Annotated in this window: 25 protein-coding genes; 19 read left to right on the forward strand and 6 right to left on the reverse strand. The window is 67.3% G+C overall.

The window, feature by feature from the left end; genetic code table 11:
- Positions 1 to 4 precede the first annotated feature (4 nt).
- From AC6LJY_RS18325 to AC6LJY_RS18350, 6 genes are all read left to right on the forward strand, one after another.
- Positions 5 to 1,498, forward strand: a complete 1,494-nt coding sequence (locus AC6LJY_RS18325; protein ID WP_498136509.1) for an efflux transporter outer membrane subunit — start codon at positions 5 to 7, stop codon at positions 1,496 to 1,498.
- A 283-nt stretch (positions 1,499 to 1,781) separates the two neighbouring features.
- The gene (locus tag AC6LJY_RS18330; RefSeq protein WP_314355596.1) at positions 1,782 to 2,519 is read left to right on the forward strand and encodes a response regulator transcription factor; all 738 of its coding nucleotides are present in this window, start codon (positions 1,782 to 1,784) and stop codon (positions 2,517 to 2,519) included.
- 88 nt (positions 2,520 to 2,607) lie between these two features.
- On the forward strand, positions 2,608 to 3,090 hold the full coding sequence (locus AC6LJY_RS18335) for a YbaK/prolyl-tRNA synthetase associated domain-containing protein (RefSeq protein ID WP_046807890.1): 483 nt from the start codon (positions 2,608 to 2,610) through the stop codon (positions 3,088 to 3,090).
- 20 nt (positions 3,091 to 3,110) lie between these two features.
- Complete coding sequence (locus AC6LJY_RS18340) at positions 3,111 to 5,093, forward strand: FUSC family protein (RefSeq protein ID WP_498136510.1); 1,983 nt, start codon at positions 3,111 to 3,113, stop codon at positions 5,091 to 5,093.
- A 3-nt stretch (positions 5,094 to 5,096) separates the two neighbouring features.
- Positions 5,097 to 5,867 (forward strand): NRDE family protein, encoded by a 771-nt coding sequence (locus AC6LJY_RS18345; protein ID WP_498136511.1) that lies wholly within the window; start codon positions 5,097 to 5,099, stop codon positions 5,865 to 5,867.
- A gap of 132 nt (positions 5,868 to 5,999) precedes the next feature.
- A complete protein-coding gene (locus tag AC6LJY_RS18350; protein ID WP_120155357.1) occupies positions 6,000 to 6,434 on the forward strand; it encodes a carboxypeptidase-like regulatory domain-containing protein in 435 nt (144 codons plus the stop codon).
- A 42-nt stretch (positions 6,435 to 6,476) separates the two neighbouring features.
- Here AC6LJY_RS18350 and AC6LJY_RS18355 read toward each other — a convergent pair whose 3' ends face one another.
- Positions 6,477 to 6,851 (reverse strand): MAPEG family protein, encoded by a 375-nt coding sequence (locus AC6LJY_RS18355; RefSeq protein WP_314365704.1) that lies wholly within the window; start codon positions 6,849 to 6,851, stop codon positions 6,477 to 6,479.
- Positions 6,852 to 7,057: 206 nt separating this feature from the next.
- Here AC6LJY_RS18355 and AC6LJY_RS18360 point away from each other — a divergent pair, with 206 nt between their 5' ends.
- Positions 7,058 to 8,026, forward strand: a complete 969-nt coding sequence (locus AC6LJY_RS18360; RefSeq protein WP_498136512.1) for a CPBP family intramembrane glutamic endopeptidase — start codon at positions 7,058 to 7,060, stop codon at positions 8,024 to 8,026.
- A 99-nt stretch (positions 8,027 to 8,125) separates the two neighbouring features.
- On the opposite strand, the gene AC6LJY_RS18365 is transcribed toward AC6LJY_RS18360, so the two are convergent.
- The 3 genes from AC6LJY_RS18365 to arfB form a co-directional block, all read right to left on the reverse strand.
- Complete coding sequence (locus tag AC6LJY_RS18365; protein ID WP_498136513.1) at positions 8,126 to 9,178, reverse strand: alkene reductase; 1,053 nt, start codon at positions 9,176 to 9,178, stop codon at positions 8,126 to 8,128.
- Between the two features lie 7 nt (positions 9,179 to 9,185).
- Positions 9,186 to 9,545, reverse strand: a complete 360-nt coding sequence (locus AC6LJY_RS18370; RefSeq protein WP_046807867.1) for an ArsR/SmtB family transcription factor — start codon at positions 9,543 to 9,545, stop codon at positions 9,186 to 9,188.
- 95 nt (positions 9,546 to 9,640) lie between these two features.
- Positions 9,641 to 10,057, reverse strand: a complete 417-nt coding sequence (gene arfB / locus AC6LJY_RS18375; RefSeq protein WP_046807866.1) for an alternative ribosome rescue aminoacyl-tRNA hydrolase ArfB — start codon at positions 10,055 to 10,057, stop codon at positions 9,641 to 9,643.
- Between the two features lie 92 nt (positions 10,058 to 10,149).
- Here arfB and queE point away from each other — a divergent pair, with 92 nt between their 5' ends.
- From queE to AC6LJY_RS18430, 11 genes are all read left to right on the forward strand, one after another.
- Positions 10,150 to 10,782 carry a 7-carboxy-7-deazaguanine synthase gene (queE, locus tag AC6LJY_RS18380; RefSeq protein ID WP_104143859.1) on the forward strand — a complete coding sequence of 211 codons (633 nt, stop codon included), beginning with the start codon at positions 10,150 to 10,152 and terminating at the stop codon, positions 10,780 to 10,782.
- Positions 10,783 to 10,810: 28 nt separating this feature from the next.
- Complete coding sequence (gene queD, locus AC6LJY_RS18385; protein ID WP_046807864.1) at positions 10,811 to 11,254, forward strand: 6-carboxytetrahydropterin synthase QueD; 444 nt, start codon at positions 10,811 to 10,813, stop codon at positions 11,252 to 11,254.
- 165 nt (positions 11,255 to 11,419) lie between these two features.
- Positions 11,420 to 11,893: a MarR family winged helix-turn-helix transcriptional regulator gene (locus AC6LJY_RS18390; protein ID WP_046807863.1), complete on the forward strand. Its 474-nt coding sequence runs from the start codon at positions 11,420 to 11,422 to the stop codon at positions 11,891 to 11,893.
- Positions 11,890 to 13,965, forward strand: a complete 2,076-nt coding sequence (locus AC6LJY_RS18395; RefSeq protein WP_314365695.1) for an FUSC family protein — start codon at positions 11,890 to 11,892, stop codon at positions 13,963 to 13,965. Before AC6LJY_RS18390 ends, AC6LJY_RS18395 begins: the two co-directional genes overlap by 4 nt.
- Positions 13,962 to 14,174: a DUF1656 domain-containing protein gene (locus tag AC6LJY_RS18400; RefSeq protein ID WP_046807861.1), complete on the forward strand. Its 213-nt coding sequence runs from the start codon at positions 13,962 to 13,964 to the stop codon at positions 14,172 to 14,174. The genes AC6LJY_RS18395 and AC6LJY_RS18400 overlap by 4 nt, the downstream gene beginning before the upstream one ends.
- A 2-nt stretch (positions 14,175 to 14,176) precedes the next feature.
- The gene (locus tag AC6LJY_RS18405) at positions 14,177 to 15,094 is read left to right on the forward strand and encodes an efflux RND transporter periplasmic adaptor subunit (protein WP_046807860.1); all 918 of its coding nucleotides are present in this window, start codon (positions 14,177 to 14,179) and stop codon (positions 15,092 to 15,094) included.
- A gap of 63 nt (positions 15,095 to 15,157) precedes the next feature.
- Positions 15,158 to 16,579: an efflux transporter outer membrane subunit gene (locus tag AC6LJY_RS18410; protein WP_314365691.1), complete on the forward strand. Its 1,422-nt coding sequence runs from the start codon at positions 15,158 to 15,160 to the stop codon at positions 16,577 to 16,579.
- Positions 16,580 to 16,888: 309 nt separating this feature from the next.
- Positions 16,889 to 17,722: a hypothetical protein gene (locus tag AC6LJY_RS18415; protein ID WP_314365688.1), complete on the forward strand. Its 834-nt coding sequence runs from the start codon at positions 16,889 to 16,891 to the stop codon at positions 17,720 to 17,722.
- Positions 17,723 to 17,742: 20 nt separating this feature from the next.
- Complete coding sequence (locus tag AC6LJY_RS18420; RefSeq protein WP_498136514.1) at positions 17,743 to 19,470, forward strand: thiamine pyrophosphate-binding protein; 1,728 nt, start codon at positions 17,743 to 17,745, stop codon at positions 19,468 to 19,470.
- Between the two features lie 155 nt (positions 19,471 to 19,625).
- Positions 19,626 to 20,603, forward strand: coding sequence for a Bug family tripartite tricarboxylate transporter substrate binding protein (locus AC6LJY_RS18425; protein WP_104143850.1), 978 nt, complete (start codon positions 19,626 to 19,628; stop codon positions 20,601 to 20,603).
- Between the two features lies 1 nt (position 20,604).
- Positions 20,605 to 21,399: an SDR family NAD(P)-dependent oxidoreductase gene (locus tag AC6LJY_RS18430; RefSeq protein ID WP_046807855.1), complete on the forward strand. Its 795-nt coding sequence runs from the start codon at positions 20,605 to 20,607 to the stop codon at positions 21,397 to 21,399.
- Positions 21,400 to 21,531: 132 nt separating this feature from the next.
- Here AC6LJY_RS18430 and AC6LJY_RS18435 read toward each other — a convergent pair whose 3' ends face one another.
- Together AC6LJY_RS18435 and ypfH are read right to left on the reverse strand one after the other, a co-directional pair.
- The gene (locus AC6LJY_RS18435) at positions 21,532 to 22,341 is read right to left on the reverse strand and encodes an IclR family transcriptional regulator (protein ID WP_046807854.1); all 810 of its coding nucleotides are present in this window, start codon (positions 22,339 to 22,341) and stop codon (positions 21,532 to 21,534) included.
- A gap of 7 nt (positions 22,342 to 22,348) precedes the next feature.
- A complete protein-coding gene (ypfH, locus tag AC6LJY_RS18440; RefSeq protein ID WP_219992399.1) occupies positions 22,349 to 23,053 on the reverse strand; it encodes an esterase in 705 nt (234 codons plus the stop codon).
- A 250-nt stretch (positions 23,054 to 23,303) separates the two neighbouring features.
- Here ypfH and AC6LJY_RS18445 point away from each other — a divergent pair, with 250 nt between their 5' ends.
- Positions 23,304 to 24,794, forward strand: a complete 1,491-nt coding sequence (locus tag AC6LJY_RS18445; RefSeq protein WP_120155348.1) for an amino acid permease — start codon at positions 23,304 to 23,306, stop codon at positions 24,792 to 24,794.
- Positions 24,795 to 24,838 lie beyond the last annotated feature (44 nt).

Genomic DNA, 24,838 nt, shown 5'->3' on the forward strand with positions numbered 1-24,838 from the left:
CGCCATGCCACGTTTTCCCCGTCCCTTTATGGTTTTTCGTTTGCGTGCGGTGGTGCTGGCGATGCCGCCGGCGGCGATCAGCCTGTTGGCCTTGACCACCACCGGCTGCACCGTCGGGCCTGATTTCACTTCACCGAACCCGCCCGCCGTGGCTTCCTACACGGCCGATGACAACGCGCAACGCGCCACTAGCGCACAACGCCTGCAACCCGGCGCGGACATTCCCGCGCAATGGTGGCGGCTGTTCCGTTCGGACGCGCTGGACCAGCTGGTGCGTCAGGCGCTTGAAGCCAGCCCCACGCTGGCCCAGGCGCGCGCCACGCTGCGGCAGGCTACCGAAGAGCTGGACGCAGAAACGGGCGGCAGGCTGCTGCCGTCGGCCGATGCCAACCTGTCCGCCACGCGGCAAAAGGTGGACCCATCGGCGTTCGGCGTGCCGGTCACGCAGCCGCCTCCGCCTTTCACGCTGTACAACGCGTCAATCGACGTGTCCTACACGCTGGACGTCTTTGGCGGCAATCGGCGCGCGCTGGAAGGCCTGGCGGCGCAGGTGGATTACCAGGCCCACGAATTGCAAGCCGCGCGCATGTCGCTGGCGGCCAACGTGGTAACCGCCTCCATCCGCCAGGCCGACCTGTCCGAGCGCCTGGCCGCCACCCGCGACCTGCTGGACGCGCAGCAGCGCCAGCAGGACATCATGCGGCAACGCGTGGCGCTGGGCGGCGTGGCCGAGGCCGATTTGCGCAACCAGGAAGTGCTGGTGGCGCAAACCCGCGCCACGCTGCCACCGCTGGAAAAGCAGCTGTCGCAGACCACGCATCAGCTGGCCGTGTACCTGGGCCAGCCGCCCGCCGCGCTGCGTACGCCGCCCCTGCGCCTGGCGGAGCTGACCTTGCCGCCCGACATTCCCACCGGCGTGCCCTCCGCACTGACGCGCCAGCGGCCGGACATTCTTGCCGCCGAGGCGCTGTGGCACAAGGCGTCGGCGGACGTGGGCGTGGCCACCGCCAACCAGTATCCGCAGTTCACACTCACCGCCAGTTTCGGTTCCCAGCGCACACGCGCGGGCGATCTATCGGACGGCGTGAATGTATGGAGCCTTGGGCTGGGGCTGGTGCAACCGCTTTTTCGCGGCGGCGAACTGCGCGCGCGCAAGCGTGCGGCCGAAGCGGGTTACGAAGCGGCGGCTGCCGCCTACCGCCAAACGGTGCTGGACGGCTTCCGCCAGGTGGCCGACGCGTTGCGCGCCGTGCAGACCGACGCGGACGCGTTCAACGCCTACGACGACGCCTGGCGTCGCGCGGACGACGCGCTGCGCATTGCGCAAGGCCGCTTTCAGGCGGGCGGCATCAGCCACCAAAGCCTGCTGGATAGTCAACGCCAACTGCTGCAAACCCGCATCGCGCGCAGCGAAGCCGATGCGGCACGCTACGCCGACACGGCGGCGCTGTTGCAGGCGCTGGGCGGCGGCTGGTGGAACGAGCCGCAAAACCCGTAGAGCGGTTTTAACGCGGCCGCAGGGGCTATTTATGCACCGTTCGGGTGCGGTTGCGGGCCGTTTTAACGCCTGTTGTTCAACCCCCTGTCAGCGGGCGGAGCGCGCCAATACGCCCTGGCGCGCGATTCAAACATTGTTTGGTCCACACCGGGGCGCGCGCCGTGTTGCTGCCGGGCAATCATGTCTGAGAATTCGGGTACGAAAGTGGCGTTGAGCGGGGTTAGGAAACCCTTGTTTTCGTAGCATCATGCATGCGCTGAAGCTGCAAAGATCACTACGATTCATGAATGACCTACTAGACCTGATCGTCTTCTCACCCGATCCCGACCAACGCGCGCGCCGCAGCGACGAACTGGCCGACATGGGTTTCTCGCCCCGCCGGTGCGAGGATTCCAACGGCCTGTTTCGCCTGTTTCAGGCGCGCCGTACGCCGTTGCTGGTGATGGAAGCCGAGCTGACCGATCTTTGCATGGCGGTTGCAGGCCTGCGCGCCATGGACACCACCGCCGGCATCATCGCGGTGTCCAGCTTCGATTCGCCCGAAAACCGCATCCTGGGCCTGCACTGCGGCGCCGACGCGTGTTTTCAGCACGACGTGGCCACCGCCGAAATCGCCGCCGCACTGCAAGCCCTGGTGCGGCGCGTGCCCGCCACCGGCCGCCGCCCCATGGCGGCCGAGGCCGAACCCCGCTTCGCCACCACGCCCGCGGCGCCCGCCGCGCCCGAACCTCCCGGCAAGTGGCAGTTTCTGGACGCCGCCTGGACGTTGGTCAGCCCGCAAGGCACGCGCTTGTCGCTGACCTTGGCCGAACGCGAATTCCTGCTCAGGTTGACAACGTCGGCCGACAAGCGGTTGCCGCGTGGCGACGCGTCCGGCTCGGACGCCCAGGCGGGCCGTGAATCGGTGCGCCGCACCGATGTGGTGGTCAGCCGCTTGCGGCGCAAGGCGCAGGACGTGAACGTAGAGCTGCCGATTCGCACCGTGTGGGGCTGGGGCTACGCCTTCACCGGCGAAATCTGACCCCGGCGCGGGCGTATCATGCGACTGCGGGGCGGGTGCGCCAAGCCCGGGCCCGCCGTCCATCCCCACCCCCTTTGCCGCCATCGATATGGAAGTCTTTGAACGCCTGCAAGCCCTGCTGGCCCAGCACCAGGCCCGCCATCGCCTGATCCACCACCCCGCCGCCGGCCGCTCGGTCGAAGTGGCCGCCATCCGTGGCACCGAAGTCAGCCAGGGCGCCAAGGCGCTGGTCTGCCGGGTGAAGATCTCGTCAAACCTGCGCAAGAACGTCCTGGCCGTGTTTCCGGCCGACAAACAGGCCGACCTGGACGCCATCGCGCGCGCGGCGGGCGGCAAGAAAGCATCGCTGGCCTCGCAGGAACTGGCCCGCGAACTGACCGGCTGCGAAATCGGCGCCATCCCGCCCTTCTCGTTCAACCCCGACTTGCACCTGCTGGTGGACCCCAGCCTGCGCAGCCGCCACGACGAAATCGTGTTCAACGCAGGGCGCCTGGACGCTTCCATCCTGCTGAACACGGAAGACTACTTCCGGCTGGCGGCGCCCGACGTCGCGCCGCTGATCAAGCCCTGACGCCCCGCCATGAGGCCACCGTGTCCCGCCCCCTGACCCGCCACGGCGCGCGCGGCGCCAACATGCGCTGGCTGATGAGCCTGGCGCACATGGAGCCTTCGCCCGTCAGCCGCTGGGTGGCGCTGCGCGCGGCGCTGGCCATCGGCCTGCCCTGCGCCGTGGGGCTGGCACTGGGCCAAGGCGCGGCCGCTGCGCTGGTGGCGCTGGGCGCGCTGCCGGCCATTACGGGCGACAACGGCGGCCCGTATCGCAACCGCGCCTTGTCCATCGGCTGCACCGTGCTGGGCGGCGCGCTGGGTTACCTGCTGGGCAACCTGGTGGCCGGCCACGGGCTGTGGACGTCGGCCGCCATGACAGTGCTGGTGCTGATTGCCAGCCTGGTCGGCACCTTCAACAACATCGCGGCGGTGGCCACGCTGCAATTCGCGGTGTACGTCATCGTCGGCTCCAGCCTGACGTCCACCCTGCCGCCGTGGCTGCCGTCCGTGCTGGTCGGCACGGGCGGGCTGTTCGGCCTGGGGTTGACGCTGGTGGGCTGGGTCATCAACCCGATCGCTCCGGAACGCGCCGCCGTCGCGCTGGCCTACCGCAAGCTGGCCGTCTTGTTTGCCGCCATTGGCACGTCGCGCACGATGATCGCGCGGCGCGACATGGAAGCGGCCATGACCACCGCCTACGACACCGTGTTGGCGGCACGCGGGCGCGCCGCCGGCCCATCGCCGCGCCTGGCCCGGCTGGCGGCCCAATTGCAAGCCTGCACCCCGCTGACCAATGCCGCCCTGGCGCTGGCGCGTGCGGGGCGCCCGCTGCCGCCCACCTGCGCGCGCGTGATGAACCACCTGGCCGACCGTGTCGAAAACGACCGCGAGCCCGCCCCGGATGACGACATCGCCGCCTTGCGCCAGGCCGGCATGCCGCAGCTGGCGGATGCCCTGGCCCAGGCGCTGCCCCTGATGCAAGGGGTCAAGCCGGCCGACGTGGACCCGCTGGATGGCTTGACGCCCGCGCCCCCGCGCACGCCGTGGCGCGTGCTGGCCCGCACCTATCGGCCCGGCCCGACCACCGTGCGTTACCTGGTCCGGCTGGGCCTGTGCCTGATCGCGGCGGAAGCCGTGGCGCTGGCCGCATCGCTGCCGCGTTCGTACTGGGTGCCGCTCATCGTCGTGGTGATCTTCAAGCCGAACTTTGGCTCGGTATTTGCGCGCGCGCTGCAAAGCTGTGGCGGCAGCGTGGTGGGCGTGGCCATCAGCGCCACCGTGCTGGCCGTGGACCAGAACGGCGTCGCCAGCCTGTTGACGGTGGCGGTGCTGGCGTCGTTGCTGCCGTGGTCCATCCGGCGCAACTACGGCCTGTTTTCCGCCATTCTGGTGCCGATTCTGATGCTGTTGATCGGGGCCTTGCAGCCGGGCTCGTGGGCCATCGCGCTGGCCCGGCTGATCGACGTGGGCGTGGCCGCCGGCATCGTGTTGCTGGTGGGCTATCTGCCCTGGATACGCATCGAACGCAACAACCTGGACCACGCAGTTTCCGCCGCGATGGACACACTGGCCGCCTACGTCAACACCGTATTCCAGGCGGACGCCGCCAACCGCCATGCGTTGCGCGCGCGGGCCTACGCCAGCTTGTCGGACCTGCGCATTGCCTTGCAACGGGGCTTGTCCGAGCCCCGCCTGGTCAGCCGCCGGGCGCTGGCGTGGTGGCCGGTTGAGGTCGCATTGGAACGCGTGGCCAACGCGGTGTCCGACACCGCCTGGTCGCTGCCGCCCGGCCAGCCCGCGCCCACTGCCGCCCAGGTGGGGCTGCTTGCGCAGGCCTTGCATGCACTGAGCGTGGCGGTGGCCAACGGCACGCCGCCGCCGGACGCTGCCATCACCGCGCCAACGCCCGCCCTGGCCGACGTGGCCGCCGAGATCGAGAACCTGCGCGCCGCGCTGACTGGTCCGGAATTTGCTGCAACGACGCCGGGCGCGCGCCCACCCCACCCAACTTCCCACCAGGTCTGAACCATGTGTCTTGCCGTATTGGCCCTGCACGCCTTGTCGGGCATTCCCGTTTTGATCGCCGCCAACCGCGACGAATTCCACGCGCGACCCACGCATCCGATAGCGCAATGGGCTGATGCGCCCACCGTCTACGCGGGCCGTGACGGCTTGGCGGGCGGCACCTGGATGGGCGTGACCACGCGCGGGCGCTTTGCACTGGTGACCAACTATCGCGAACCGGGCCAACACCTGAACCCCGCCCCGTCGCGCGGAGCGCTGGTTGAAGACTATCTGCGTGGCGACGAGCCGCCCGATGTTTACCTGGCCCGCACGCATGAATCGGACCAGGCGTATAACGGCTTCAACCTGATCGTGGGCGACACGCGCCAGGCCTGGTACCTGAGCAACCGCGACGGCCCGCCGCGCCCGCTTGACCCCGGCATCTACGCCTTGTCGAACCATTTGCTGGATACGCCCTGGCCCAAGCTCGCCCGTACCAAGACGGCGTTTACCGATGTGCTGGGCCGCTCGCCGCAACCCGATCTGCCGGCCTTGTTCGACGCGCTGGCCGACCGCCAGACCGCCACGGACGATGACATGCCCGCCACCGGCCTGCCGCCCGACCGCGAAAGGCTGTTGAGCAGCCCGTTCATCGTCAGCCCCGACTACGGAACGCGCAGTTCCAGCGTGCTGGTTCTGTTCGACGGGGGCTCGGGTCAGCTGGACGAACGCCGCTTTTCACCTGACGGCACGCTTAGCGGCGAAAGCCGCCTGGCGTTCGACTGGAAAGCCTAAGCGCGCGGGGATATGCTGGCCGGGCTTGCCGGCCGCGCGGCGGAAACAATCGGTTGATCTTGCAGACGCACCGCTGCGAACTCCTTGCCGGCGCCCAGGTCGAAACGTACTCGTCCACTTCAGGAGAATCAGATGAACAAACGCATTGAACGCTGCACCATGTCGGCCATGATGGCGCTGGGCAGCATGGCGATTGCGGGCGTGTTGTCGACGGCGCAGGCCGCGCTGCCGGCGGTCCAGCACCAGGGCTCGGTGCAGTACATCAGCGGCGGTATCGGCATTGATGAATCGGAAGCCATGAAGGCCGCCGCCAAGGATTACCCGCTGTCGCTGACTTTCGCGGCGCAGCGCGAGGGCAAGGCCGACTACGTGGCCAGCGTGGCCGTGGTCATCCGCGATGCGCAAGGCAAGGAAGTCTTGAAGACCACGGCCGAAGGCCCGTACATGCTGATCAAGCTACCCGCGGGCACCTACAAGGTCTCGGCAACGTACGAAGGCCGCGCGCAAGAGCGCGAAGTGAACGTGCAGGGCGCGGGCAGCGGGCGCGCGGTATTTGAATGGAAGTGATGGTCTGGAAGTGACGGCCACCGTCACGACCAGCCCCCCCGCTCAGACGCCGGAAAACAGGATCGCGATGACAAAGCCCACGCCGATCGTCCACACCACCGAACGCAGCGCGCCCCAGCCTGCCAGGTACATCGCCAGATAACCCAGACGCACGCCCAACCAGCACGCCATCAACGTGGCGACGTGGGCGGGCGGCGCCTGCGTGTACAGCGCGAACAGCACGGCCGCGTAGAAGAACGGCAGCGATTCAAACGTATTGATCTGGGCCGCATTGGCGCGCGCGCGCCATCCTTCCTGGCGCGCCAGCCAGGCCCGGGGGTCGTTGTTGTCGAACTTCTGCCCGCCCGCCTTCGCCACAATTGTTGAGACGAACGGCAAAATGGCCGCCGCCAACATCAACCACGCAATCATCTTCATATCGACTCCTGTTGCGGCCACGTGAACCGGGCCGGATACGGGGCGGGCACGTCGCCGCCGCTGCGGCATGGTCGCCCGAATGCGGCTAAATGAAAAGGCCGGTGTTGGCCGGTGCAGCGTTGCGCGGGTTCTTAGTGCCATGTCGCGCTTACCCGCCGGCTCGGGCCTTACACTTTGCGCTTCGCATTCCCCGCCCTAACGCATTCATGCCTTTGTATAGTCCGTGGCCCGCCCTGTTCCTTGCCGCCTTGATGCTTTGGCCGCCCGCCACGCGGCGCTGGGCGCTGGTGCCGTTGGCGATGGCCTGGGCGTGGGCATGGAGGGATGGGGTGATCGATCCGGTGGCGCTGGCCGCGCCCGCACTGTTGGCTTTGGCCGCCGTCTGCATCAGGCCGACTTTCCAGGCCAATTCCCCCGCCACACCCCTGCCCGCCCTGCGCCTTTTCGGCCATCTACTGTTCGTGCTGCTGGCCGCCGCGCTTTTTCTGCATCTGATACCGGGCTTTTACAACCCGCAAGTCATCGCGCCCGCCCCGCTTAGCGCGGATGCCGTGGCGTTTGGCATGTACTTGAATCTGGATAAACCGCTGGTCGCGTTCTGGGTGATCTTGGTGTTGGCGCCGCCCATGGTGGGCGGCTACGTGGAAGGCTACGTGGGCGCGGACGCGGGCCGCGCTGTCGGCAGCGACGCGCGAAGCCATGCGGGCGGCAATGCGGGGGGCATTGCCGTCCACATCGCCGGCCGGACTTTGGCGGCAGCGCTGCTGGCGTGCGCGGCGGCCGTGCTGGTCTGCCTGGGCCTTGCACTGGCGCTGGGCGTGGTGGGCTGGGCGCCCAAGTGGCCCGACACCGGTTGGATCTGGCTGCTCAATAACGCGTTGCTGGTGACGGTGGCCGAGGAAGCGCTGTTTCGCGGCTATGTGCAGCAGCAACTGGCCACGTGTTGGAGGAATCGGCGTTGGGGCGGCTGGGCGGCATTGGGTGTTGCCGCGCTGCTGTTCGGGCTGGCGCACTTTGCCGGCGGCTGGCAATGGATGTTGCTGGCCACGATGGCCGGCGTGGCTTACGGCGTCGCCTATCGCTACGGTGGCCTGGCAGCGGCGGTGCTGGCGCACCTGGGCCTGAACGCCGCGCACTTCGGGCTGTTTACCTACCCGATGCGCGCGGTGTTCTAGCCGGCCCGCGCCTGAGACGTTGACAGCCCCGGGGGATGGCGCGGGGGGATGACGCGGATGTTGGCGCGGGCAGCGCAACAGCGCCACCTGCACCGGGACTTACGGCAGCGCCGGGTAGTCCGTGTAGCCGGTCGCCCCTTGCGCGTAGAACGTGGACGGTACCGGCGTGTTCAGCGGCGCATTCAGTTCAAAGCGTCGCGCCAGGTCCGGGTTGGCGATGTACGGCACGCCAAAAGCCACAGCGTCGGCGCGCCCCGCTTCGATGGCCGCTTCGGCCGATTCGCGCGTGTAGCCCTCGTTGGCGATATAGACGCCCCCGAACGCGGCCTTCATGCGCGGTCCCAGGCTGTCTTGGCCTTCATGCTCGCGCACGCACACGAACGCAATGCCGCGCTTGCCCAGCTCGGTGGCCACGTACAGGAAGGTCGCGGCGGGGTCCGAATCGCCCATGGTGTGCGCGTCGCCGCGCGGCGACAGGTGCACGCCCACGCGGTCGGCGCCCCAGACGGCCACGCAGGCATCGACCACTTCCAGCAGCAGGCGGGCGCGGTTTTCCAGCGATCCGCCGTACTGGTCGGTGCGGTGGTTGGTGCTGTCCTGCAGGAACTGGTCCAGCAGATAGCCGTTGGCGGCGTGCACTTCAACGCCGTCGAAACCGGCTTCCATGGCCATTTTCGCGCCGTGACGGTAGGCGTCGACCACGCCTGCCAGTTCGGCCGTTTCCAGCGCGCGCGGGGTGACATAGGCGCGCTTGGGGCGCACGTGGCTGACGTGGCCCTCGGCGGCAATGGCGCTGGGCGCAACGGGCAGCTCGCCATTCAAGAAGATCGGGTCGGAAATGCGGCCCACGTGCCACAGCTGGGCCACCATCAGGCTGCCCTTGTCATGGACGGCGGCGGTGACTTTGCGCCAGCCCTTCACTTGCTCGGGCGACCACAGGCCCGGGGTGTCGGCATAGCCCACGCCATGGGGCGTCACCGCGGTGGCCTCCGACAAGATCAGGCCGGCGCCCGCGCGCTGGGTGTAGTACTCGACCATCAGGTCGTTGGGGACGCGGCCTTCGCTGGCGCGCTGGCGCGTCAGGGGGGCCATGACAATACGGTTGCGCAGGGTCAACGCGCCGACGCGCAGGGGTTCAAACAGCTTGCTCATGAAGTTCCTACATATCCTGGTTCAACTGCCGCAGGAATGCGGCAATCACAACTTCATTGCGACGGAAAAACACCCACTGCCCCACCTTGGTCGACGTAATCAGGCCCGCGCGCTGCAACACCGCCAGGTGCGAGGACACGGTTGACTGTGACAAGCCGCAGCGGTCGTCGATGTGGCCCGCGCACACCCCGTGTTCGAAGGTGTGACCCGGACGTTCCTCGAAGTACGCATGCGGCGTCTTCAGCCACGCAAGAATGTCGCGCCGCACCGGATTGGCCAACGCCTTGATGATGGCGTCGGCATCAATGCCGGGCTCTGCGCCGGTCTGGCCTGCGGACGATGCGGAAGCGGAAGCGGGTTGGGTCATATTGGTATATCGCAATTTATCGAATCTTAAATCGAAGAAGTTCGATATGCAGTCATGCCCCTTCGGGCAACAAGGTTTTGCGGCTTTGCTTTTGCTTAATCGCCCTGCACGCGGCCCCGCAGGCGCTTGACCTCGCCGTGCAGCACTTTGCGCTGCACGCGGCGGCGTTGCGATGAGCGGGTGGGCTTGGTGGCGCGGCGCGGTTTGTCGACCTGGATGGCGTTGCGCACCAGCGTCACCAGCCGTTCGATGGCTTCGGCCCGGTTCTTTTCCTGGCTGCGAAACGACTGCGACTTGATGACGATGACACCGTCTTTCGAGATGCGGTGATCGCTGACAGCGCACAGCGCGTCCTGCACCTCTTGCGGCAGATGCGAGGCCCGGACGTCAAAGCGCAGGTGGACGGCGCTGGACACCTTGTTGACGTTCTGGCCGCCCGCGCCCTGGGCGCGGATCATGCTGAACGTCAGGTCGCGTTCGTCGATATACAGGGAATCTTGGACATGAAACATAGGCCGGGAGTCTATACCAAGTAAAATATTCCGCTTTTGCCCGATTCTGATGCTGACCCTGGGTGGCTAGCAACCCCTAGCCAGCAACCTCTATGACCTACACCGCCAAAGAAATCTTCAAAACCCTGCAAGGCGAAGGCGCCCATGCAGGCCGCGCGGCGGTATTTTGCCGGTTTGCGGGGTGCAACCTGTGGACCGGCCGCGAAAGCGATCGCGCCAGCGCCGCCTGCACGTTCTGCGACACCGACTTCATCGGTACCGACGGCGAAGGCGGTGGCAAATTTGCCACGCCGGACCTGCTGGCCGACACCATTGCCGCCACGTGGGGCCCCGGCACCGAAGACCGCTACGTGGTCTTCACCGGCGGCGAACCGCTGCTGCAACTGGACGCGGCGCTACTGACCGCCATCCACGCACGCGGCTTTACCGTGGCCATCGAAACCAACGGCACCGTCAAGCCGCCCGCCGGCATCGACTGGATCTGTGTCAGCCCCAAGGGCACCGCGCCCATCGTCATTGATCGGGGCCATGAATTGAAGCTGGTCTACCCGCAGCTGAACGCCCTGCCCGAGACCTTTGCGCACCTGGATTTCGAACACTTTTTCCTGCAACCCATGGACGGCCCCGCGCGCGTGGCCAACACCGAGAAGGCCGTTCAGTACTGTATGCAGCATCCGCAATGGCGGCTGAGTTTGCAGACCCACAAATACATAGGCATTCCATGATTTACCCCCACGCGCGGCGGACCGCGCGATGATTTCCGTGACCCGCAGGCTGGAATTCGACGCCGGCCACCGCATCCCCGACCACCGCAGCCAGTGCCGCAATCTGCATGGCCACCGCTATGTACTTGAAATCACCCTGACGGGCGACGTGGTGCAGGCGCCGGGCGAATCCGACAACGGCATGTTGATGGATTTTTCCGAGATCAAGCACATCGCCAAGACCCACATCGTGGACGTCTGGGACCACGCCTTCCTGGTGTTCGAGGGCGATGCCGCCGTGCGCGGTTTTCTGGATACCCTGCCCGACCACAAGACCGTGGTGCTGGACCGCATCCCCACGGCCGAGAACCTGGCCAAGATCGTCTTCGACACGCTGGCCCCGCACTACCACGGCCACTATGGCGCCGACCTGCGCCTGACCCGCGTGCGCCTGTACGAAACGCCCAACTGCTGGGCGGACTGCGCGGCGTAATCCGCGCCGGTCGTTGTCCGGCTGAATGGCCTGGGGCCGCCTTTGCGGCCCCATTTTTCCGCCCATGGAAAAGTCCGCACTGATCTGACCGATTGGAAAAATCAATGGAGATATTCGCCATATTCAATTATTAGTAAGCTAATAGATAGGATACAATCGATTTCCATGAACACTCCTTCCGACTCCCAACTCATGGCCACCACTGCCAACCTGATGGTGCTGTCCCGTGCCTATCGTGGCGCTGCCGACAAGGCGCTGGCCGACTACGGTTTGTCGCAGGCCACCGCCTGGCCGGTCATCCTGGCCGGCCGCCTGGGAGACGGCGTGCGCCAGGGCGCGCTGGCCGAGGCGCTGGGCGTCGAAGGCCCGTCCCTGGTTCGCGTGCTGGATCAATTGGTGGCCGCCGGCCTGATGGAACGCCGCGAAGACACCCATGACCGCCGCGCCAAAACCCTGCATTTGACCGAAGCCGGCCATGCGCTGCGGGCTCAGGTCGAAAACGTGCTGGTGGAACTGCGCCGGCGCCTGTTCAACGGCGTCAGCGAATCCGACCTGCAAGCCTGTCTGCGCGTATTTGACGCGCTGAGTGTGTCGCTGGGACGCGGCGCCGGGGCCCATCAACAGGACAACGCATCGTGAAATTGCCGAACGTCCGCGAAACCATTTTTTCGCTCAAGAGCTACCTAAGCGCCATCATGGCGCTTTATCTGGCCTACAGCATTGGTTTGCCGCGTCCGTTCTGGGCGATGACCACCGCCTATGTCGTGGCGCAGCCCTGGTCGGGCGCGGTGCGTTCCAAGGCGCTGTACCGGCTGGTCGGCACGTTTGCCGGGTCGGCCGCCACCGTCTACATGGTGCCGCGCCTGTCGAATTCGCCCGTCGTCATGACGGCCGCCATGGTGATGTGGGTAGGCGCCTGCCTGTACATGTCGGTGCTGGACCGCACGCCCCGGTCGTACCTGTTCATGCTGGCCGGTTACACCGCCGCCATGATCGGGTTTCCCAGCGTGACGGACCCGTCGCTGGTGTTCGACACAGCGTTGGCCCGCGTGGAAGAGATCAGCCTGGGCATCGTGTGCGCCACGCTGGTCCACAGCATTGTGCTGCCGCGTGGCCTGGCGCCCGCGCTGACGCTGCAACTGGACAAGGCCGTGCGCGACGCCCGCAACTGGATGCACGACACGCTAAGCGGCAAGACCGCCGAACAGCGCGACCGCGATCGCCGCGTGCTGGCCAACGACATCACCCAGCTGCGCCTGCTGTCCACCCATGTGCCGTTCGACACCAGCAACCTGCGCTGGACGTCCGGCGCGGTGCGCGCGATGCAAGACCAGATTTCGGCGTTGACGCCGGCCGTCTCGGCCGTGGAAGACCGCCTGCGCGCGCTTCAGGCCAATGACCAGCCCTTGCCCGACACAGTGTCCGCGCTGCTGAACGATATTTCAGAATGGATCAATGCCGGCGCCCAGGCCTCGCACGACACCGCCGTGCAACTGCGCGCGGCCGTCTCGCATGCCACGCCCGCCATCGACAGCCATTCCACCTGGCGCGACGCCCTGCTGGCCAGCCTGATGACGCGGTTGCGCGAACTGATCGATACCTACGACGAATGCCTGGCGCTGCGCCGCGAAATCCACGCCGGCCTGAAAGGCGCGCCACGGCGCGGGTCGATGCGGGGCGGGATGCACCACGCCCGCCCTGCCCGCGACCCCAACGCCGCGCTGCACCGCGACCACGGCATGGCGCTGCTGTCGGCACTGGCCGCGGGCGTGGCCATTTCGGTGTGCTGCGCATTCTGGATCGGCACGGCCTGGAGCAACGGCGCCACGGCCGCGTTGATGGCCGCCATCTTCAGCTGCTTCTTTGCGTCGCAGGACAACCCGGTGCCCGGCATCATGCAGTTCCTGACCTACACGGTGTATTCGATTCCGCTGTCGGCGCTGTACCTGCTGGGCATCATGCCCGCCATACATTCGTTTGAAATGCTGGCGCTGTCGATGCTGCCCACCGCCTTCGTGCTGGGCATTTTCATCGCGCGCCCCGCCAGCACCGGCAAGGCCATGGCGATGCTGTTCGGCTTTTTGGGCACCATGGCGCTGCAAGACACCAACACCGCCGACATCGTGTCGTTTATCGATACGCAGGTGGCGCAGTGCATGGGCGTGGCCACGGCGGCCATCATTGCCGCCATCTTCCGCACGGTCAGCGCCGACTGGAGCGCCCGCCGCATCCAGGCCGCCAACTGGAAAGAACTGGCCACGCTGGCCAGCTCGCCGCGCGCGCCGTCGCGCCATACCTACACCGCCCGCATGCTGGATCGCATCGGCCTGTTGCAGCCGCGCCTGGCGCTGGCCGAGCGGCCCGACGACCTGGTTGCCGCCGACGCGTTGAAGGATTTGCGCGTGGGCCGCGACATCACCGAATTGCAACGGGCGCGTCGTCACCTGCCGATGGCCGAGGCCACGATCCAGCCGGTGCTGAACAGCCTGGCGCAGTTTTTCCGCGCGCGCTCGGCATGGCGCGTGGGGGAAAAGACGCCGGAGTTCCTGGCGCAAATCGACCGCGCGCTGTCCAGCGTGGCCGCCACGCCGCAAGGGGTGGCCGCGCGCGACCGCGCGGTGGTCGCGCTGGTGGGCATCCGCCGCGCGTTCTTTCCCGACGCCCCCGACTACCAACCCGCCCATCCCACCATGGAGGGCCACGCATCATGATCGGCGAATTCAATCTGTACGGCATTTACTTCCCCTGGCTGCTGGTGCTGGGCGTGGTCACGCTGGGCGTGGCCTGGGCCTTGCGCCGCGTGCTGGCGCGCATCGGACTGTATCGCCTGGTGTGGCACCCCGCGCTTTTTGATCTGGCGCTGTTCGTGGTGCTGCTGTATGGCGTGTCGCTCATTTCCCCTTATTTTCTTCAGAGATAGGTATGAAACTTCCCAACGCCCTTCGCCCTGCCGCCATCGGCAAGTTCGCGGTGACGGCCATCGTCGTCGCTGCCGCGGCCTACGCCGGCTGGCAGTTGTGGGTGCACTATGAAGTCGAGCCCTGGACGCGTGACGGCCGGGTCAAGGCCTACGTGGTGCAAGTGGCGCCCGACGTATCCGGACTGGTGACCAGCGTGCCCGTGCACGACAACCAGGACGTCAAGGCGGGCGACTTGCTGTTTGAAATTGACCGTGCCCGCTTCCAGCTGGCGTTTGATCAGGCGCAAGCGTCGGTGCGTTCGCAGCAGGTGGCGCATGACCAGGCGCTGCGCGACGCCAAGCGCAACCGATCGCTGGGCCAGTTGGTCGCCGCCGAAGCCGTCGAGCAAAGCCAGACCAAGGTGCAGCAGACCGAGGCCGCGCTGGCGCAGGCGCAGGTGCAACTGAACACGGCGCGCCTGAACCTGGAACGCAGCCGCGTGGTGGCCGCCAGCGATGGCCGCATCACCAACCTGGATCTGCGCGCGGGGTCGTACGCCACGGCGGGGCGCGGCGTGATGGCGCTGGTGGACGCGGGCTCGTTCTACGTCGAAGGCTACTTCGAAGAAACCAAGCTGCCCGGCATCCACGAAGGCGCACCCGTCACGGTGACGCTGATGGGCGATTCGCGCCACATCCGAGGCCACGTCGAAAGCATCGCGATGGGCATTGCCGACCGCGACCGCAGCACCGGCGCCAACCTGCTGCCCAACGTGAACCCGACCTTCAACTGGGTGCGCCTGGCGCAGCGCATTCCGGTGCGCGTGAAGATCGACGACGTGCCCGAGGGCGTGCGGCTGGTCGCCGGCCAGACCGCCACCGTGTCGGTCGACCCCACGCCCGCACCGCGGCAAGCCGCCGCCGACACCGCCAACCGCTGACCCCCGCACCGCGCGCCCATCAACCCTTCTTTCTTCTCATATCAACCCCAAGCCGTAGCTGCCATGAACACCAAATTTCTTCTGCCGTTGACGCTGGCCATTGCGCTGGCCGGATGCACCACCGTGGGCCCTGATTACCAGGTGCCCGCCGCGTCGGTCGCCCAGCGACAGAGCGCGGCCGCCCCCTTCGTCGAGGCAGGCTCCAAGGTGTTTGCACAGGAAGCGGTGACCGGCCATTGGTGGCGTCTGTATAACGATCCCGTGCTGGACGGGCTGGTGGAAAAGGCACTGTCCGCCAACACCGACCTGCGCGTGGCCAGCGCCAATCTGGAGCGTGCCCAGGCCGCCGTGCAGGAATCGCAGGCGCAGCAGCAACCCGGCATCGGCGTGAATGCGTCGCCCACGTTCGGCCATGTGTCTGGCTTGCAGGAGCTGCAACCCGGGATCGACCCACCCAACCACTGGGCCTATTCCGCGGGCGCCAGCGTGTCGTACCAGCTGGACCTGTTCGGCCAGATCCGCCGCGCCATCGAAGCCGCCACCGGCGATGCGCAAGCCGCCCAGGCCGCTTACGATGCCACCCGCGTGACCGTGGCCGCCGAAACCGCGCGCGCCTACGCCAACATGTGCGCGGCGGGCATGCAACTGGCCTCGGCCCAGCACTCCGTGCAGGTGCAAAAGGAATCGCTGGACGCGGTCAGCCGCTTGCAGCGCGCCGGCCGGGGCACCACGCTGGATGTGACGCGCGCCCGCAGCCAGCTGGAACAATTGCAGGCCAACCTGCCGCCTTTCCAGGCGCAGCAGCGCACGGCGCTGTACCGCCTGGCCGCGCTGACGGGACAAACGCCGAACGACATCCCCGCGTCTTTGCTGCAATGCGCCGCCGCGCCGCGACTGACCAGCACCATTCCCGTGGGCGATGGCGCCGAGCTGCTGCGCCGCCGCCCCGATATCCGCCAGGCGGAACGCACGCTGGCGGCGGCTACCGCGCGCATCGGCGTGGCCACCGCCGACCTGTATCCCAAGGTCACGCTGGGCCTGTCCGCCGCATCGGGCGGCCCGGCCGCCATGTTCGGCGACCGGGGCACGTTCAGCTGGAGCGTAGGTCCGCTGATCTCGTGGACCCTGCCGAACACGGGCGCGGTGCAGGCCCGCATCGCCGAAGCCCAAGCCAGCACGAAGGCGGCGGTGGCGCGCTTTGACGCCACGGTGCTGAACGCGCTGCGCGAAACGGAAAGCGCGCTGGTCGTCTACGCCCGCCAGCTGGACCGTGACGCCGCCTTGCGCGCCGCCCGCGACCAAAGCGCCGAAGCTGCCTCGCAAGCGCGCCGCCTGTTCCAGTACGGCAAGACGGATTACCTGACCGTGCTGGACGCCGAACGTACGTTGGCCACCAACGAAAGCGCCTTGGCCGCCTCGCAAGCCGAACTTAGCAGCGACCAGATCGCCGTTTTCCTGGCCTTGGGCGGCGGCTGGGAAAAGTAGTCCGACGCGCCTCTCGCACAAAGGCCCCGCCTGGCAGGCGGCGGCTTTCCAAAGCGCCCGACCGGGCGCTTTTTTTCGTCCTGTCTCGGCCAGCCAGCCGTACGCCGAGCCAGCGCCGGGCCGCGACGCCCATCCCGATTCGCCACGCCCATCAAATCCATTTCCATAATATGGATGGATTATTGCCGTACGGCTTTTCGCGCCCGTAGAATCCGGTGCATAACTACATCAAGATACGAGACAAGCTGGGGCGTCCGCCCTTCGCCCTCGCCCCGCCGGGCGGCAACGCGATAAAACAAAATCCATAATATGGAATCACAAAGCACGACGATCGACGCCAGTGTGCTCGACAGCATCACCAAGCTCGGCAGCGCGGACGCCGGCCGCGTGGTCATCGCCGGGTCCCACGGCGGACGCTATGCCGCCTATTGCGCCGCGCGCGGCCGGGTGCGGGCGGTGATCCTGAACGACGCCGGCTTGGGGCTGCGGCAAGCGGGCATTGCCGGCCTGTCGGACTTGCAACGCTGGGGCGTGCCCGCCGCCACCGCGGACTATCAAAGTTGCCGCATCGGCGACGGCGCGGACATGCTGCGCCGCGGCGTCATCAGCCACGTCAATTTACGGGCGCAGGCCCTGGGCTGCGTGCCCGGCATGCGCGTGGCCGAGGCCGCCGCGCGGCTGGCCCTGTCGTCAGCCGTTTACCCGCTGCCCACGTTGCAAAACGAGTCCCGCATGGTGTTGCGGGCGGCGGCCGATGGCACGCCACAAGTCATCGGCGCGGACTCCGTATCGCTGCTGGATCAACGCGACGATGGCCGCATTGCCGTCACGGCATCGCACGGCGAACGCCTGGCCGGCCTGCAAACCGACGGCGTCAAGGCCGCGCCCCGGCTGGTCACCTTCAACGATGCCGGCATGGGCCGTGACGGCGCGGGCACCGGCCGGCTGCCGCTGTTGCAGCAGCGCGGTATCGCCGCGTTGACCGTGTCGGCCGATAGCGCCTGCATTGGCGATGCGCGCTCCTGCTACGAAGAAGGCGTGATCTCGTCAGCCAACGCGCGCGCCCGCGATCTGGGCGGCCGCGTCGGCACCCCACTGAAAACCTTTATCGATGCCCTGCTCAACGGGCGCGCCAACACTTAAGACTCAGGAGCACACCTCGCATGTCGGAAAAACTGGAAATCACGGGCGGCGAAGCCATCGCACGCATGTTCGCCGCGCACGATGTCGGCTTGATGTTCGGCATGGGCGGCTTTCAGCTGCTGCCGTTCTACGACGCCGTGCGTCGCCTGAACCTGAACCATCACCTGATCAACGACGAGCGCTGCGCCGTGTTCGCGGCCGACGCCTACACCAAGGTCAGCGGGCGGCCCGGCGTGTGCGACGCCACGCTGGGGCCGGGCGCCACGAATCTGGTCACCGGCCTGGCCGAAGCCTTCAACGCCGGCACGCCGCTGGTGGCGCTGGTGGGCGATTCGCACCGTCTGCATTCGTGGAAGAACATGACGCAGGAAGCGCGCCAGCTGGAAGTGCTGCGGCCGGTGGTGAAAGATGTGCTGCGCATCGAGATGATCGAGCGCATTCCGGAATTGGTACGGCGCGCCTTTGCCGTCGCCACCAGCGGACGCCCCGGCCCCGTGGTGCTGGACGTGCCCGAAGACATCGCACACGCGATCCACGCCTTTGATGCCGACGCGTTCTACGCCAGCGCCAACACCCGCCGCGCGCCGGCGCTGCGCTGCCGGCCCGACGCGGACGACCTGGCGCAAGCCGCCAGCATGCTGGCCGGCGCCGCGCGGCCCTTGATGTTGTGCGGCGGCGGCGTGCACATCAGCGACGCCGCGCCGGCGGTGCAGGCCTTTGCGCAGCGCTTCAACATCCCGGTGGCCCACACCATGAGCGGCAAAGGCGCCATCGCGTGCAGCGACCCGCTTAACGCCGGCCTGTTCGGCCGCTACAGCCGCATCGCCAACGACTTCATCGCCAAGGCCGACTGCCTGTTCGTGGTGGGCTGCAAGCTGGGCGAAGTGGCCACGCGCCGCTACGAGCTATTGAGCGCCGGCGCCCCCGTCATTCATCTGGACATCGTGGCCGAGGAATTTGACCGCACGACCACGCCCGCCCTGCGTCTGTGGGGCGACGCCCGCGCCACGCTGCAAGAGCTGGCCCAGCGCATGGCCGACCAGCCGCTGCAAACGGACCGCCAAGCCTACGCGGACGAAGTCGGCCAGGCGATGCACACGTGGCGCGAATCCGTGCAGGGCAAGCTGACGTCGCCGGACAGCCCCATCGGCATGGCGCGACTGATGCACGAGATCAACGCGACGCTGCCCGAAGACGGCATCCTGGTGGCGGACGGCGGCTTTGCCGCGCACTGGGGCGGCCTGCTGTTCGACACCAAGCGCGCCGGGCGCGGCTTCGTGCCGGACCGGGGCTTTGCGTCCATCGGCTACGGCATTCCCGGCGCGATCGGCGCCGCGGCCGCCGCGCCGGGTCGGCAAGTCATCAGCCTGACGGGGGACGGCGGCTGCAATATGTCGCTGGGCGAATTGGAAACGGCGGTGCGCATGGGCCTGGCCTTCACGCTGGTGGTGGTGAACAACGCGGCGTCCGGGTATATCAAGGCGCTTCAGCATCTGATGTACGGCAGCGGCAGCTATCAATCGTCGGACCTGGTGGAAACCAACTACGCCAATGTGGCGCGCGCGCTGGGCTGCAACGGCATCCGCGTGGAAGACCCCGCCGACATCCAGGCGGCGTTGGCCAGCGCGTACGCCTGCAAGGACCGCCCCACCATCCTGGACGTTGTGGTGACGCGCGACCCGGCGCACATGCTGCCAGGGGTGGACAGCCGCGCGGCGAAGATCAAGCCCGGCGACCGCATCGCATGATCTTCGGCCTGGGCACACGGCGGAACGCATACAGCAGAACGCAGATAGCAGAACGCAGGTAGCAGCCACCCCGTAGCGGACACACAGGCCGGCACAAGGCCTGGTATCCGCGCAAATACCGGACGCACAACAATATCAAGCAAGGAGACAACATCATGAAGAGAAGAACCTGGATCACCCTGGCGGCCGCGGCCCTTGCCGTATCGCTGTCGGGCGCGGCCGCCGCGCAGTCCAACTACCCCGACCGCCCCGTGCGGCTGATCGTTCCGTTCCCGCCGGGCGGCACGTCCGACGTGGTGGGCCGCATCTTTGCCGAAGCGTTGGGCAAGCAGTTGGGCCAGCCGGTGGTGGTGGAAAACCGGGGCGGCGCGGGCGGCACGGTAGGCACGCGCGCGGTGGCGTCCGCCGCGCCCGACGGCTACACGCTGCTGCTGGGCACATCCAGCACCAACGGCACCAACTCGGCCGTGTACCAGAACCTGCCCTACGACGCCGTCAAGGATTTCACTCCCGTCACGCAGATCATCCGTGTGCCGGGCGTGATCGTCGTCAACAAGAACTTTCCGGCCAAGGACTACGCGCAGTTCTTTGCGCTGGTCAAGGGCGCGCCGGGCAAGTATTCGTATGCGTCGTCGGGCAACGGCGGCGCCACGCACATGGCCATGGAGTACTACAAATCGCTGTCGGGCCTGGACATGATGCACGTGCCGTATCGCGGCACGGGGCCGGCCTTGAACGACGTCATCGCCGGGCAGGTGCCGATACTGTGGGACACCGCCGCCTCGTCCATGGCGCACATCCAGTCGGGCAACCTGCGGGCCATCGTGGTGGCGGCCAAGGCGCGCCTGCCGCAACTGCCCGACGTGCCCACCTTTGCCGAAGTGGGCCTGCCGGATTACGACGCCGAAATGTGGAACGGGCTGCTGGCCCCGGCCGGCCTGCCCAAGGATGTGTTGGCCAAGCTGAACGACGCATCGCGCAAGGCGCTGGCCGACCCCGACGTGCAGGCCAAGTACGCGGGCGTGGGCGCCTATGTGGTGGCGGACAAGCCGGATGCATTCGGCGCGATGATCCAGGCGGACGTGTCCAAGTGGAAGAAGGTGGCCGACTTCGCCCACATCTCGGTGCAATGACATGGGACAACGCGTCAAGGACAAGGTAGCGCTGGTGTTCGGCGCGGGGTCGTCGGGGCCGGGATGGGGCAACGGCAAGGCGGCCGCCGCCCTCTACGCACGCGAAGGGGCGCGCGTGTACGCGGTGGATGTGCGGGCAGAGGCCGCCCAGGAAACCGAACGCGTCATCCAGGCCGAAGGCGGACAGTGCCGCGCGCTGGTGGCCGACGTGACGCAGTCGGCGCAGATCCAGGCCGTGGTGGCGCGGGTGCTGGACGAGGCCGGTCGCATCGACATCCTGCACAACAATGTGGGCATTACGGAAATGGGCGACCCCATCGAGGCGTCAGAGGAAAGCTGGCACCGGGTGCTGGACACCAACCTGACCGGCGTGTTCCTGACCTGCAAGCACGTGCTGCCGGCCATGCTGGCGCAAGGCGGCGGCTGCATCGTCAACATTTCGTCGCTGGCCTCGATTCAGGTCAACACCTATCCGTACACGTCCTACTACGCGGCCAAGGCGGGGCTGAACCACCTGACCCGGTCGCTGGCGGTGCGCTACGCGCCGGACAATATCCGCGTCAACGCGGTGCTGCCCGGCGTGATCGATACGCCGCTGATCTACCAGCAGATTGCCGGCCAGTTCCAGGATGTGGAGGAAATGCGCCGCCGCCGCAACGCCGCCAGCCCGATGGGCCGGATGGGCGACGCCTGGGACGTGGCGCATGCCGCCCTGTTCCTGGCCAGCGACGAGGCCAAATACATCACCGGGGTGTGCTTGCCGGTCGATGGCGGCAAGGCCTGCGCGGGGCGATAGCCGGGGTTGTGGCGCCGGATGGGGCTGTGGTTGTGGTTGTGGCTGTGGCTGTGGCTGGGGGCTGGGGCTGGGGCTGTGGTTGTGGTTGTGGCTGGGGCTGTGGTTGTGGCTGTGGCTGCGACCTGCCTGCGCTCAGGCGCGCGGCAGCAGATCCGCCGACAGTTCGGACGCGGCGCGTTGCAACGCGGCCACCACATCATGCAGCCGTGCCCCCGACAGCCGCGAGCGGATCGCCGCCACGCTCAGCGCGGCCACCACGTTCTGCTCACGGTCGAATACCGGCACCCCCACGCCCAGCATGTCGGGGATGATGCGCCCCGGGTTCAGCGCATAGCCCTGCTTGCGCGCGGCGGCGATGTCCTCGCGCAGCATGTCGGTGGACGGCAGGTCGGGCGCGGTGGTGGCGTCGTACCGAGCCAGCACGCGGTCGATATCGTCATTGGGCAAAAACGCCAGCAGCGCCAGGCTGCCCGCCCCCACGCCCAGCGGCCGCCGGTGGCCCACTTCCAGCGTCAGGATCTTGATGGGAAAGTCGCCCGTCTTGCGGTCCACGCACACCGCTTCGTGGCCCGAGCGCACCGATAGAAAGCTGGTATCGCCCGTGGACTGCGCCAGCCGCAGCACGGCCGATTCGGCGATGGCCTTGATGCCATGGCGGCTTTCGGCAGCCAGGCCCAGGATGTAAGACTCGCGCCCCAGGCTATAGGTCTTTAGCTTGGGGTTCAGCGACAGGAAACCCTCTTGCAGCAAGGCCGACAGCATGCGGTGCGCGGTGGGCGGCGTCAGGCCGATGTCGCGCACGACATCGCTCAAGCCCACGCCACGCGCGGGCGCGGCGCCCACGTATTTCAACAGGCGCAGCACCCGGAAAATGCTTTGTGCGCCGCCCACGGAATCGGCGGCGCGCGGCGAGGCCGGCACGGAAGAACGCGCGGTGCTCATCGCGCGATCAGTGCAGCGTGGTGCCGTCGGGCGGCGTCTGGTTCAGGCCCAGCGCCGCTTCCCAGCTGCGCAGCGGCACGCAGGTCTGCAAGCGGACAATGGCGCGTTCGATCAACGCGGGATGCAGTTCATGGCCGACGTGGCTGGCGATATCGATAGTGGAATCGCCATGCAGCGCCTCCAGCCGCGCCTGGGCCGCCTGGATGTGGGACACGTTCATGATCGGGTCGTCGGCGCCATGCAGCAGGTGCAAGGTGGTGAATTGCGGGGCGGTCTTGGGCAATTGGGCATAGCGCCCCGAAAACGCAATGATGCGGCCGGCCATGCCGTCATGGGCCTGCACCAGTTCCAGCGCCATGATCGCGCCCTGCGAAAAGCCCGCGATCGCCGTGTCCGACTGCAATAGCTTGAAGCGGGCCTGCGCCTGGCGCACATAGGCTTCCAGGGGTGGCATGGCCGCCGCCACGCGTTCGGCGCGATTGTCTTCGGTCACGCCGCGCACCGAAAACCACTGGCGCCCGGCGTTGCCGCCGTCAAAGGGCTCGAAACCCTCGGGCACCAGCACCGCCGCCGTCGGAAAGGCCGCGCGCACGGCCTGGGCCAAGGGCCGCAGGTTATCGGGCGACCCGCCCACGCCGTGCAGCAGGATGAACAACTGGCGCACGTCGACGCCCGCCTCGGGTAGGAATTCAAGTGATTCGGTAGATGCCATGAAACTGCTCCGTGCTGGCCCGGGCCGCTGGACTGCGCCGCGATGGCCGCATTGTAAAATGCGCGGCTTTACCGTTGGCGGCCTGCTTGGCGTTGGCGGCCGCGTGGCGACCGGTTGACGGTCGCCTGGCTGCCTGGTCGCCTGGCTGCCTGGTCACCTGGTCGCCTGGCCGCCTGGCCGCCACCAGCCTGACCGGACCCCGCCCACCCCTTGCCTGAATGCCGCCACGGCGGCCCCTTGACCCCCTGCAATGCAAACACAAACCCCCGATTCTGGCGCGACTCCCGCTAGCCGGAATCAGCTGCACCGCGTGCTCAAGGCGCGCCACCTGACGATGATAGCGCTGGGCGGAGCCATCGGCACCGGCCTGTTCGTGGCCTCGGGCGCGGCCATCGCGCAAGCCGGCCCGGGCGGCGCCCTGCTCGTCTACCTGGTGATCGGCCTGATGGTCTACTTCATCATGACCAGCCTGGGCGAGCTTGCCACCTTCATGCCGGTGTCCGGGTCGTTCTGCACCTATGCGTCGCGCTATGTAGACCCCGGCTTTGGCTTCGCGCTGGGATGGAATTTCTGGATCAGCTGGGCCACGGTCGTCGCCGTGGACGTGGTGGCCGCCCAATTGGTCATGGCGTACTGGCTGCCGGACACGCCGGGCTGGATATGGAGCGTGGCCTTTTTGGCACTGACCTTCGGGCTGAACGCGTTTTCGGCGCGCAGCTTTGGCGAGGCCGAATACTGGTTCGCCATCATCAAGGTGGTGGCGGTGCTGTGCTTTATCGCCGTCGGGCTGGGCATGCTGGTGGGCATCATCCACAGCGGCGATCAGGTCGGCCTGGTGAACTGGACCATCGGCGATGCGCCCTTCGTGGGCAACGCGGCCACCTGGGTCGGCGTGGCCATGGTGGTGGCCTATTCCTTCCAGGGCACCGAACTGGTGGGCGTGGCCGCCGGCGAATCCGAAAACCCGCGCCGCAACGTGCCGCGCGCCATCAACAACGTGTTCTGGCGCATCCTGCTTTTCTATGTGCTGGCCATTCTGATCATCGGCCTGCTGCTGCCCTATACCGACCCGCAACTGCTGCGCAACGAAGTGGAAGACATCGCCGTCAGCCCCTTCACGCTGGTGTTCCAGCACGCCGGCCTGCTGTCGGCCGCCACCGTGATGAACGCGGTGATCCTGACGTCGGTGCTGTCGGCCGGCAATTCGGGCATGTACGCCGCCACCCGCATGCTGTTCAACATGGCGGCCGAGGGCCAGGCGCCCGCGCTGTTCAAGCGGCTGACGCCTGGCGGCGTGCCGCTATACGCGCTGCTGGCCACCACGGCACTGGCCTGCCTGTGCCTGTTCAGCGTGGTCTACAGCCCCAAGGCCGTCTATATCTGGCTGCTGAATTTTGCAGGCATGACGGAATTCATCGTCTGGTTAAGCATCGCGATCAGCCATTACCGCTTTCGCCAGGGCTACGTGCGGCACGGCTACGACACGGCCGACCTGCCCTACAAGGCCGGCCTGTTCCCGTTTGGGCCGGTGCTGGCCTTTGTGCTGTGCCTGGTGGTGACGCTGGGCCAGAACTACCAGGCGTTCTTGCAGGATCGCATCGACTGGATCGGGGTGGTGTCCACGTATCTGGCCATTCCGCTGTTCCTGGCGCTGTGGATCGGGCATCGCGTGGTGAAGAAATCGCGTTGGGTGCGCTACGGCGACATGCGCTTTTACGGGCTGGATCTGGATCGGGGATAGGCCTGGCCGGACGGGCCGACACCCGAAAAGGGTGACAAAAGGGC

The sequence above is a fragment of the Achromobacter sp. RT286_PF genome (assembly GCF_059760425.1).

Excerpts from the sequence above, each read along its gene's own strand:
- AC6LJY_RS18325 (WP_498136509.1), top strand. The coding sequence starts at position 5 with ATGCCACGTTTTCCCCGTCCCTTTATGGTTTTTCGTTTGCGTGCGGTG.
- AC6LJY_RS18330 (WP_314355596.1), top strand. The coding sequence starts at position 1,782 with ATGAATGACCTACTAGACCTGATCGTCTTCTCACCCGATCCCGACCAA.
- AC6LJY_RS18335 (WP_046807890.1), top strand. The coding sequence starts at position 2,608 with ATGGAAGTCTTTGAACGCCTGCAAGCCCTGCTGGCCCAGCACCAGGCC.
- AC6LJY_RS18345 (WP_498136511.1), top strand. The coding sequence starts at position 5,097 with ATGTGTCTTGCCGTATTGGCCCTGCACGCCTTGTCGGGCATTCCCGTT.
- AC6LJY_RS18350 (WP_120155357.1), top strand. The coding sequence starts at position 6,000 with ATGAACAAACGCATTGAACGCTGCACCATGTCGGCCATGATGGCGCTG.
- AC6LJY_RS18355 (WP_314365704.1), bottom strand. The coding sequence starts at position 6,851 with ATGAAGATGATTGCGTGGTTGATGTTGGCGGCGGCCATTTTGCCGTTC.
- AC6LJY_RS18360 (WP_498136512.1), top strand. The coding sequence starts at position 7,058 with ATGCCTTTGTATAGTCCGTGGCCCGCCCTGTTCCTTGCCGCCTTGATG.
- AC6LJY_RS18365 (WP_498136513.1), bottom strand. The coding sequence starts at position 9,178 with ATGAGCAAGCTGTTTGAACCCCTGCGCGTCGGCGCGTTGACCCTGCGC.
- AC6LJY_RS18370 (WP_046807867.1), bottom strand. The coding sequence starts at position 9,545 with ATGACCCAACCCGCTTCCGCTTCCGCATCGTCCGCAGGCCAGACCGGC.
- arfB (WP_046807866.1), bottom strand. The coding sequence starts at position 10,057 with ATGTTTCATGTCCAAGATTCCCTGTATATCGACGAACGCGACCTGACG.
- queE (WP_104143859.1), top strand. The coding sequence starts at position 10,150 with ATGACCTACACCGCCAAAGAAATCTTCAAAACCCTGCAAGGCGAAGGC.
- queD (WP_046807864.1), top strand. The coding sequence starts at position 10,811 with ATGATTTCCGTGACCCGCAGGCTGGAATTCGACGCCGGCCACCGCATC.
- AC6LJY_RS18390 (WP_046807863.1), top strand. The coding sequence starts at position 11,420 with ATGAACACTCCTTCCGACTCCCAACTCATGGCCACCACTGCCAACCTG.
- AC6LJY_RS18400 (WP_046807861.1), top strand. The coding sequence starts at position 13,962 with ATGATCGGCGAATTCAATCTGTACGGCATTTACTTCCCCTGGCTGCTG.
- AC6LJY_RS18405 (WP_046807860.1), top strand. The coding sequence starts at position 14,177 with ATGAAACTTCCCAACGCCCTTCGCCCTGCCGCCATCGGCAAGTTCGCG.
- AC6LJY_RS18410 (WP_314365691.1), top strand. The coding sequence starts at position 15,158 with ATGAACACCAAATTTCTTCTGCCGTTGACGCTGGCCATTGCGCTGGCC.
- AC6LJY_RS18415 (WP_314365688.1), top strand. The coding sequence starts at position 16,889 with ATGGAATCACAAAGCACGACGATCGACGCCAGTGTGCTCGACAGCATC.
- AC6LJY_RS18420 (WP_498136514.1), top strand. The coding sequence starts at position 17,743 with ATGTCGGAAAAACTGGAAATCACGGGCGGCGAAGCCATCGCACGCATG.
- AC6LJY_RS18425 (WP_104143850.1), top strand. The coding sequence starts at position 19,626 with ATGAAGAGAAGAACCTGGATCACCCTGGCGGCCGCGGCCCTTGCCGTA.
- AC6LJY_RS18430 (WP_046807855.1), top strand. The coding sequence starts at position 20,605 with ATGGGACAACGCGTCAAGGACAAGGTAGCGCTGGTGTTCGGCGCGGGG.
- AC6LJY_RS18435 (WP_046807854.1), bottom strand. The coding sequence starts at position 22,341 with ATGAGCACCGCGCGTTCTTCCGTGCCGGCCTCGCCGCGCGCCGCCGAT.
- ypfH (WP_219992399.1), bottom strand. The coding sequence starts at position 23,053 with ATGGCATCTACCGAATCACTTGAATTCCTACCCGAGGCGGGCGTCGAC.
- AC6LJY_RS18445 (WP_120155348.1), top strand. The coding sequence starts at position 23,304 with ATGCAAACACAAACCCCCGATTCTGGCGCGACTCCCGCTAGCCGGAAT.